This window comes from Streptomyces sp. NPDC002144 (assembly GCF_053593695.1).
The window spans coordinates 1-9,546 of the sequence record NZ_JBSFDB010000117.1; the positions used below are offsets into that span (position 1 = coordinate 1).

The 9,546-nt window shown below is 70.3% G+C and carries 7 protein-coding genes and 1 pseudogene; 6 read left to right on the forward strand and 2 right to left on the reverse strand.

Features of this window, described 5'->3' with window-relative positions; genetic code table 11:
* On the forward strand, positions 1–675 hold a 675-nt coding region (locus ACWCQ1_RS51115; RefSeq protein ID WP_451030013.1), incomplete at its 5' end, for an NmrA family NAD(P)-binding protein.
* 34 nt (positions 676–709) lie between these two features.
* On the opposite strand, the pseudogene ACWCQ1_RS51120 reads toward ACWCQ1_RS51115, so the two are convergent.
* Positions 710–1,768, reverse strand: a pseudogene (locus ACWCQ1_RS51120) (IS630 family transposase); the annotation flags it as partial.
* Between the two features lie 917 nt (positions 1,769–2,685).
* On the opposite strand from ACWCQ1_RS51120, the gene ACWCQ1_RS51125 reads away from it, so the two are divergent.
* The 5 genes from ACWCQ1_RS51125 (at position 2,686) to ACWCQ1_RS51145 (ending at position 8,648) form a co-directional block, all read left to right on the forward strand.
* A complete protein-coding gene (locus ACWCQ1_RS51125; RefSeq protein ID WP_451030014.1) occupies positions 2,686–4,464 on the forward strand; it encodes a CocE/NonD family hydrolase in 1,779 nt (592 codons plus the stop codon).
* Between the two features lie 92 nt (positions 4,465–4,556).
* Positions 4,557–5,384 carry a PaaX family transcriptional regulator C-terminal domain-containing protein gene (locus ACWCQ1_RS51130; RefSeq protein WP_451030015.1) on the forward strand — a complete coding sequence of 276 codons (828 nt, stop codon included), beginning with the start codon at positions 4,557–4,559 and terminating at the stop codon, positions 5,382–5,384.
* Entirely contained in the window at positions 5,381–5,632 is a 252-nt protein-coding gene (locus tag ACWCQ1_RS51135; protein WP_451030016.1) for an SDR family oxidoreductase, read from the forward strand. The genes ACWCQ1_RS51130 and ACWCQ1_RS51135 overlap by 4 nt, the downstream gene beginning before the upstream one ends.
* Positions 5,633–6,160: 528 nt before the next feature.
* Positions 6,161–7,597: a carboxylesterase family protein gene (locus tag ACWCQ1_RS51140; protein WP_451030017.1), complete on the forward strand. Its 1,437-nt coding sequence runs from the start codon at positions 6,161–6,163 to the stop codon at positions 7,595–7,597.
* Between the two features lie 31 nt (positions 7,598–7,628).
* On the forward strand, positions 7,629–8,648 hold the full coding sequence (locus ACWCQ1_RS51145) for a zinc-binding dehydrogenase (protein ID WP_451030018.1): 1,020 nt from the start codon (positions 7,629–7,631) through the stop codon (positions 8,646–8,648).
* A gap of 40 nt (positions 8,649–8,688) precedes the next feature.
* Here the strand turns inward: ACWCQ1_RS51145 and ACWCQ1_RS51150 are convergent, their stop codons facing one another.
* Positions 8,689–9,486, reverse strand: a complete 798-nt coding sequence (locus tag ACWCQ1_RS51150; protein WP_451030019.1) for a helix-turn-helix domain-containing protein — start codon at positions 9,484–9,486, stop codon at positions 8,689–8,691.
* Positions 9,487–9,546 lie beyond the last annotated feature (60 nt).

Genomic DNA, 9,546 nt, shown 5'->3' on the forward strand with positions numbered 1-9,546 from the left:
GCATTCGCGGGGGCGGACAGGCTGCTGCTGATCTCGGCCTCGGTCCCCGTGGGCGAGCGGGTCGCCAACCACCGCCGCGTGATCGACGCCGCGGCGTCCGCTGGCGTGTCGCTGGTGGCGTACACGAGCACGACGCACGCGGACACGGCCACCACCGTCATCGGTGCCACGCACAGCGAGACCGAGGCGTATCTGCGGGACTGCGGAATCCCCAGCGTGCTGCTGCGCAACGGCTGGTACCTGGAGAACTACACCAGCCAACTGCCGCAGATCCTGCAGAACGGCGCGGTCGTCGGTGCCGCAGGCGAGGGGCGGATCAGCGCCGCGTCCCGCGCCGACTACGCCGAGGCCGCAGCGGTCGTCCTCACCGCTGAAGGCCACACCGGCGCCGTGTACGAGCTCGGCGGCGACGAATCCTTCACCCTGACCGAGCTCGCCGCCGCGATCTCCGCTGCGGCCGGAAAGCAGGTTGCCTACGCTGACCTCCCGGTGGCCGACTTCGCCCAGGTACTGGCCTCCGCGGGCCTACCCGCCGAGCTGGCAGAGGTCCTCGCTGACGCTGACCGCGGTATGAACCGCGGCGAGATGTACACCGACTCTGGCGACTTGCGCCGCCTGATCGGCCGCCCGCCCGTGACCCTGGCCGAGGCACTCGCGGCCGGCCTGCATGACTGAGGTTGAACTCGTGATGTGGCCGGGTTGCTCGGATGGGTCTGATTGCCAGGCCGGTCTCGGCGAGGCAGCCGTCTATGAGTTCGCTGCGGTACTGGATGTGCCGTAGGCCGCGCCGGATGTGCTGGGCGAGGTGTTCAGGGGTACTGAAGGCGACGTTGGAGAGCCAGCCGCGTCGCAGGAGGGACCAGATCCCCTCGACCGGGTTGAGGTCGGATGCGTAGGGCGGCAGATGGTAGTGGTCAGCCAGTCCCGGGCCTCGGCCAACTTTTGCGGGTCGGCGGCCTTATGGACGTTGAGGTTGTCCCAGACGAGAACGATCGGGCCACCGAGCTGCTGGTGTGCTGCGATCAACAGGTCCCGGTAGTCGCGCCAGGAGAAGCTCTTGCGCCCATCGCGACGGCCGCCGTCATGGCGGGGCCGGTAGATGAGCCTGGAGCGGCGACCGGGTTTGTAGCAGGTCAGCGCGGCGATGGAGATCCGTCTGCGGGAGCGGCCGCGGACCCGCACCACCGGGGTCCGGCCGCGCTGTGACCAGGTCTTCGCGTGCGGCGGCGTCATGGAGAATCCGGCTTCGTCCTCGAAGACGAGCCAAGCTCCACGGGCCGCCGCGAGTCTTCCGCGCAGGGCCACACCTCCTTGACCCACCCGGCCACCAGCCCGTCCTCCCGCTCCATGGCCTGTCGGGCCGGGACCTGCAGGACCAGCCGTTACGCGCCAGCAGTTTCCGTATGCCCTGGATCGTGTAGGCCATGTGAAAGCGCCGACCGATCACCGTCTTGATCCGCGCCAGTGTCCAGCGCTGGTCCTCCCAGCCGTGCGCGGTCGGCCCCTTGGCCGGCTCCGCCTCCAGCTGCGCGAACTGCTCCTGGCTCAGCCTCGGCAGCGATGCCGGCCCGTGCGACCGCAGGGCCCGCGGACCGCCCCGCTCCCACTTCTGCCGCCACCGTTGTACCGAGCGGACGTTGACGCGCAGGGCCTTGGCGATGACCGAGCTCGCCTCGCACTGGGCGAACCGCTCGACCGCCTTGAGCCGTAACTCCTCGCGGAACTGCTGCCGTTCGGCAGTCAGCCCGCCTCCTTGTGGATACCGCATGCCCCGGTGATACCGCACGGAGCCATCAGCCCCTACGACACCACGAGTTCAACCGCAGTAAGCGTGGCGGTATCTACGTCCGACGTGTTCGTCCGCTCCTGACGGACACCGCTACGACCGAGGACCGATGCGGCGGGTCGGCTCCCGCGAGTGGCTCAGGCGCCGTTCTATCCCGGAACAGTGAGACCGGAAAGTGGCAACCGGCAACAGGCGTGGGCTTCTTTGCGACTCGGTCGCTGCTGCCCGCCGCGTCTTCGGAGCGAGCAGCAGCGGCCGTGTCCAGCGGGTTGCGGTCTCCCTCACCTGGGGCTGGGGCTGCACCGCATCCGGGGGTGAGGGGCGGGTCTGCTGGTGGGGGGTGTCAGGAAAGGGGCGGTAGGGGGTGGTGGATCGGGCGGGCAGGCTGTCGGCACGGCCTTCTGTCCCCCGGCGTTGGGCGTGGTGCTCGGTGTCGGTGCCGTCGTCGTAGCGCTCATCCATCAACTGCGCGGGTGATGAGCCGGTGGGCCGAGGCCGCCGGCTCAGTCCAGCAGGCAGCAAGCCGTACGCGGACGATTCGTTGAGCAGCGGTGCGCGGACCGTAGGTCTCATCCGGCCGGGACGACGGGGCGCACGGGTGCACCGTGCGCGAGGACAGCAGTGACTAGGTCGGCGAGACCGTGCGGGTAGTCCGTCTCGGCCGTGGCGCGCAGTTCGGCGACGGTCCTCCGGCGGTGTTCGCGAACGTTGTCGGGCTGCGATGCACGACCCCGACAGGCTGCGTTGAGATCACCTGCCATCGCGACATCAAGCGGTACCGCACCCGCCCATCACGCGGGAATACATAACAGATTATAGACGATAGCGAACATCTGTTACATGATGGGGGTCGATCCCGTGCCCGCACCTGGCACCCGGGACAGACAAGGAGCATCGACATGGATGCAGCATCGGCAGACATCGACGTGGCGTTTCGCCCCGCCAACCCGCTCGACCGGTCCGACCCGCCCATCCCGGACCCCGAGCCCGGGACGTGGATCATCCCCGCAGGGAGCGCGCAGGGCGAAGGAGCCCACCCCACGCCCATCGACATCGAGATCCTCCAGGACCTGGTGATCCCGATGCGCGACGGAGTGACCCTCTACGGCGACGTGTACCGGCCCGCCTCGGCCACCGGTGCGCTCCCGGCGATCGTCATCTACACGCCGTACGGCAAGCGCGGCGGATGGTGGAACACGAACATGGCGACGACTCGCTTCGGGGTGCCGCCGAAGGACGTCTCCGGGTTCCAGGCGTTCGAGGCGCTCGACCCCGCGTACTGGTGCGCGAACGACTACGCCCTCGTCGTCGTCGACGCACGCGGAACCGGCCATTCCGGTGGCGACATGCTGTTCTTCGGCACCGCCGAGGGCCACGACGTGTACGACACGATCGAGTGGATCGCGGCGCAGGACTGGTGCACCGGCAAGATCGGAATGGCCGGCAACTCGCAGCTCAGCATGGTGCAGTGGGCCACTGCGGCCGTGCACCCGCCGCACCTGGCGGCCATCGCCCCCTGGGAGGGGATGAACGACATCTATCGCGATGTGAACGTCCGGGGTGGCATCCCCTACACGGACTTCCACGACGAGGACATCATCGCCTTCCTCTACGGCACCGGGCGGTTCGAGGACATCGCCGAGATGATCCGGCGATATCCGACCGACAACGCCTACTGGGCGGACAAGCGTCCGGACCTCTCCACCGCGGACGTACCGGCCTACGTGGTGGCGAGCTGGTCGAACCCGATCCACACCCGCGGCACCCTTCAGGCGTTCCGGCAGCTGGGCAGCGAGCGCAAGTGGCTGCGCATCCACAACGTTCAGGAATGGGTCGACATCGCCACGCCGGAACGCGTCGAGGATCTGCGCCGGTTCTTCGACCGGTACCTGCACGGTCACGACAACGGCTGGGAGGACACTCCCCGGATCCGGCTCTCCGTCCTCGACCCGGGCGGTGAGGACATCGTCGACCGGGTGGAAGCGACCTGGCCCCCCAAGCACGTGACGTCGACGCCCCTCTACCTGGACGGGGCAACGGGCCGGCTCACCGCCGAGCCTCCGGAGAAGGAGGCTTCCGTCTCCTACGACTCGACCGACAAGAAGGCCACGGCCGTTTTCCGATGCAGCGTGGAGCGGGAGACAGAACTGCTCGGCCCGCTCAGTCTCCAACTGTGGATCGAGACGTCCGAGGGCGACGATCTCGACGTGTACGCGGCGGTGTACAAGACCGACGCCGACGGCAACGTGCTGTACCACTTCCCCTTCCCCGGTCTGGGAGCAGGCGCTTTCGCAGACGTACTCGCACAGGACGGGAAGCTGCCCTCCGCGGTGGCCTACGCCGGACCCCTTGGCCGCATCCGGGCCTCGCACCGGGCCCTCGATCCCGAGCGATCCACGGAGTTGGAGCCGTACCTGACCCACGCGCGGGAGGAACTCGTCAGCGTGGGGCAGGTCGTCAAGCTGGACCTCGCCCTGTGGCCCACCGGGATGCTCCTGCACCCCGGCGAGACACTCGTGCTCGAGATCGCCGGCCACCCGGCCGGTCCCACCACCCCGCCGCGGACGCAGCCCATCGACCCCGACGCGGAGGACGTCCACTCCCGCAACGCGGGAACCCACACCATCCGCACCGGCGGCAGCCTCGCCTCCCGCCTCCTCCTGCCGCTCGCACCGTGACCGCCCCGCTGTGCCGCCCCGGCCCGCACCGCCGGTGGCCGGGGCGGCACAGCGGCCGTCGCCGCCTCATCACCCTGACCTAACATCATTCCGTGCCAGCAAAGACCGACCGGCGACCGCCGCTCAGCATCGTCATGACGACGTTCGGGCTGCGCACCGACCTCGGGTTCCCAGGCCCCCTGCCGGCCGGCCTCTTCGTGCACGTCGGTATCGCCCTCGGCATCAACGAACCCGCGATGCGCGCCGCACTGCGCCGCTCCGCGGAGCGTGGCCTGCTCCAGGACCACCGCATCGGCCGGTCGGTCGAGTACGACCTCTCCCCCTCCGGCAGCGCGCTCGTCCGGCAGGCCGGAACCCGCATGTTCGACCCCGCGGCACTCGGCCACTCCGCCCACGAATGGACACTCCTGGCCTTCCCCACCCCACCCGCACTGCGCAACGACCGCTACCAGCTCGGCACCCGACTCGAATGGGCCGGCTTCGGGCGCCTGATGGCCAACGTGTGGATCACACCCGGCCGCGTCGACGCCTCCGCCATCCTCGACTACGCCGACCCCGCCGAAGGACAACCGGCCGCCTTCGAAGCCGTCGCCATCACCCCCACCGACGTCGCCTCGCTCATCGAACGCGTCTGGGACATGGCCGCCCTGCGGCAGGCCCACGAGACCTTCCTGCGCCGCTGGGAAGCAGTACAGCCGACCACCGACAACCAACTGCCCCAACTGGTCGAACTCTTCGACACCTGGGGGGACCTCCTGCGCGCCGACCCCGGACTCCCCACCGAACACCTCCCGCCCGACTGGCCGGCGACCCGATCCGCTCGCGAGTTCCACCGACTGCGAGACGCCTTGTGGCACGGGGCACGCGACGAACTGGCCACACTGCATCCCCGGCGGACACAAGGGTCAACGTCACCATGACGTCATCCATCGCAGGACACCACATCAGGGTCAACGCGGTCGTGGCCGGCTACATCGCCGTCATCATGGACAGCGTCACCGCCCACGACGACCCGGCCGCCGGCCGGCGCATCAACATCTTCACCCTCCTCGGCCGCCGGGCCACCGCCGAGGAGATCGCCGCCCCCTACACCTTCCTCGCCTCGCCTGCCGCCGCCTACGTCACCGGGTCCGTCCTGGCCCTGGACGGCGGCTACACCGCGACCTGACCGGCCCGCTTCCCCAGCATGGCGCAGCGTCAAGGCCCTCCTGCGGCCTCCCCGTCGCGGCGGTGTTTGGCCAGTCCGGTCGGCACCAGGTTGCGGTCAACGGGCAGAACAGGCCCGAGATACAGGTGAGCCGACGCTTGGTGGTTCGTGCCGAGAGCCCGGCTTCACCGGCTTCGAGCCGGACGACCGTCGGGTCTCGCCGTGACTTCCTCTGCGCGGCGGTGAACGCGAAGAGTTCCGCGGTGACGACAGCGGCCGACCGGCTCCTTGGACACCACTGAGGACAAGGCCTTCAGGTCGTATGCCGTGGCCAGGAGGGCGTTCGGCCGGCAGCGAGCCGCCACGAGTCCCGCCTGCGCGCGGCGACCCGGGCTACGTGAGAGCGGCGTGGAGAAGTGTCACGTGGCGACCACCAGGTGACCGCTGCCTGCCGGGCCCTTGGACGAATCCCAGGCGACGATTTCAGAGCGAGCAACCCGCCGCCGACACGCCTCGTGAAACTCCCGCACCGCTTCGAAGGGACATCCCATGACCGCCACCGCACCCACAGCCCCGACTGCACCAGGGGTGCGGTCCTGGTGGGGAATCCCGTACGCCGCCGCCGAGCGATACCGCCGCCCCGTGCTCGCGGACTTCGATCCGGACCGCCCCTACGACCGCAAGGGCGTCGTCTCCGTCCAGCCCGACAGCGGCGACTGGCTGGAGGCGAACAGCGGGATCGGCGAGGACTGCCTGAACCTGAACGTGTGGGCGCCCGAGCATCCGGCCGGGCAGGCGCTCCCGGTGGCCGTGTACATCCACGGCGGCGGGTTCGAGTACGGCGCCAACACGCAGATCACCTCGAACGCCTCCGGTCTCGCCGCGACGGGGCGCGTGGTGGGCGTGTCGATCAACTACCGGCTCGGCGCCCTGGGCGCGGTTTCGCTGTCGCAGTACGGCGGCGCGCTCGCCGAGGCCACCAACCTCTGCCTGCAGGACGTCATCGCCGCGCTGACCTGGATCAAGCAGAACATCGCCCACTTCGGCGGCGACCCCGGCAACGTCACCGTCTACGGCCACAGCGCCGGCGGCTTCTCCGCCTTCGGGCTGCTCGGCGCCCCTGCCGCCAACGGCCTGTACCGGCGTCTTGCCGGATTCTCCGGCGCCGCCTCACGCGTCCAGCCGGCCTGGTGGGCCGAAGAGCTCGCGCACCGGTTCGTCACCGAACTCGGCGTCGCGGACAACCCGGAGAAGCTGCTCGACCTGGACGCGTCAGCCCTGGTTCCTGCCCTGCACAAGGTCCTCCCGACGGACCTCGGCGTCCGCGCCGGAGTCGACTCCAAGGCCATGGGAGTCGTCCTGGATGCCGGACAGCCCGGAGCGGTGCTCCGCGCCCATCCCATGGACGTACTCGCCTCGGGCACACACCGCGACATCGACATCCTGCTGAGCGCGGCCACCGACGAGCTGGGCTGGTGGGTGGCGAACGACTTCGACCGCTTCGACCCACACACCGTCGGGGCCATCACCGACGAAGTCGCCGGGTGGCGCATTCCCCGCTCCCGCGCGCAGCAGATCGTCGACGCCTACGACCGGGGCGGCCGCACTCCGGCCGAGGTCCGCTCCGCGCTCCTGACGGACTACATCTACGGGCTCCCCGCCGCGCGCGCTGCCCTGGCCCACGCCGCCGCGGGCGGCAACGCCCATCTCCTGGCGATCGGACCGGCCGAAGGCGTTCCCGCCGTCCACGGCAGCGAAATGCACGCCCTGGTCGGCCAGGAACAGCCGGGGCGCAGCACTGAGCAGACCGAGCGCGACACCCGCATCCGCGACATCGTGCTCGACTTCGCCACCGGCGAGCACACCCGTCTGTGGCCCGCCGTCGTCGACCGGTCCACCTCCGGGAGTGTCGGCGCGATGCCCTTCGAGGCCGGCGCGCACTACCAGGCTGTCCTCGACCTGTACGAGGGCATCGACCGCCCGTGACAGCCGACGGTCGACGAACAAGGAGCTCGGCATGAGCCACCCCACGGCAGCCGACGGCGCCACACCCGCGACGATGCGGGCCGTCGTCATCACCCACCCCGGCGGCCTCGACGCACTGGAGGTCAAGGACGTGGCGGTGCCCGCACGCAAGCCCGGTTGGGTGCGGATCGAGGTGAAGGCGTTCGGCGTCAACGAGTCCGAGGTCACCACCCGCAAGGGAGAGTCGGACGCGGAGGTCACCTACCCGCGCATCCCCGGCATCGAGGGCGTCGGAGTGGTCGACGAGGCCGACGAGGACAGCGGGCTGCACCCGGGACAGCAGGTCGCGAGCATGATGGGCGGCATGGGACGCTCCTACGACGGTGCCTACGCCCAGTACGTGACCGTCCCCGGGCAGGTCATCCCGTTCGAGACCGGCCTGCCGTGGGACGTGGTCGGCGCCCTGCCGGAGATGTTCCAGACCGCGTACGGCTCACTGACCCGCGGCCTGGGCCTGAAGTCCGGGCAGACGCTGCTGATCCGCGGCGGCACCTCCACGGTGGGTCTGAGTGCGGCGACGATGGCCAAGGAGATCGGGGCCAAAGTCATCTCCACCACACGCGACGCCGAGCGGGCCGACGGGCTGCGGGCGATGGGGGTCGACCACCCGGTCGTGGACGACGGGCACCTCGCCGAGAAGGTCCGCGACCTCGTTCCGCAGGGCGTCGACGCGGCGCTGGAGCTGGTGGGCTGCACGGTCCTGCCGGACACCTTCGGATGTGTGCGGTTGCACGGCACGGTCTGCTTCACCGGCGCCCTGGCGGGCGGCTGGTCCGTCCCGGACTTCACCCCCTTCATGATCCCGAGTGGGGTGCGGCTGACCAGCTACGCGGGCGAGGCAACCGACCTGCCGCCCGAGGTGTTCCAGCAGCAGCTCCAGGCGATTGCCGAGGGTCGGCTCAAGGCCCCGGTCGCGAAGACCTACCGAGGTCTGGAGCAGGTGCGCGACGCCCAGGCCGACGTCGAGTCCGGCACGACGCCGGGCAAGCATGTGGTGCTGCTCGGCGACTGAGCCGAAGAGGGAAGGCCGACTCCCGGCCGCCGCCTACCGCTCACGGGCCGGCAGTGGCCTCTCGGGCCGCGCACGCGGCCGGAGTCAGGCCGGTGCGATCGCGGAAGAATCGGCCGAAGTTCGCGGGATCGGTGAAGCCGAGGTGCGCGGCCACAGCCCGGGCGTCCCACCGAGCACCTCCCAGCAGGCGCCGGGCTTCGAGCAGCCGCCGCTCATCGATGAGCTCCCGGACCCCTTTGCCGGTGGCGTCCCGGGCGGCGCGGCTGAGGGTGCGGACCGAGCAGCCGAGCAGCTCGGCGTAGTCCGCGGCCCGGTGCAGTTCGCGGAAGTGCAGCTCCAGGGCGTCCACGAACTGTCCGTAGGTTTCACTACGGCCCGTACCGGCCGTGGTGTCGGCGGGGGTGATGCCGGGGGCGTTGGCGAGACGCAGCAGCAGTGATTCGAGCAGGCTGCGCCGCAGGGCGTGGTGGACGTCGAGGGGGCGGCGCCCCAGTGCGCGGTGTTCGTCCAGGAGCTGGAGGGCCGTCTGCTGGAGCCAGACGGCGTCCTCGGGGTGCGGACTCAGCACGGCGGGGGCCTCGTGCGAGGTGAGCGGGGCCAGGAGACGGGCCGTGCCGGCCGTCAGCACGCCCGGCTCGAACAGGACGAACGGGCCGCGGGCGGCGCCGGGCGGATGCCAGCACTGTGCGTGCCCGGGACGCACCCACAGCCACTGGCCGGGGGAGACGGTCCGCGTGACGTGATCGACGTCGTGCCGCAACTCACCCTCGGTGACCAGGATCAGGTAATGGAAGGTTGCGCGCGGTTGCGTCCTGGGAAGTGGTGTACGGGTTCCCACCTGATCCGGGCGTTTGGCCTGGCGTCGGAGTGAGGGCCCGGATATGAGAACGGCCACCGG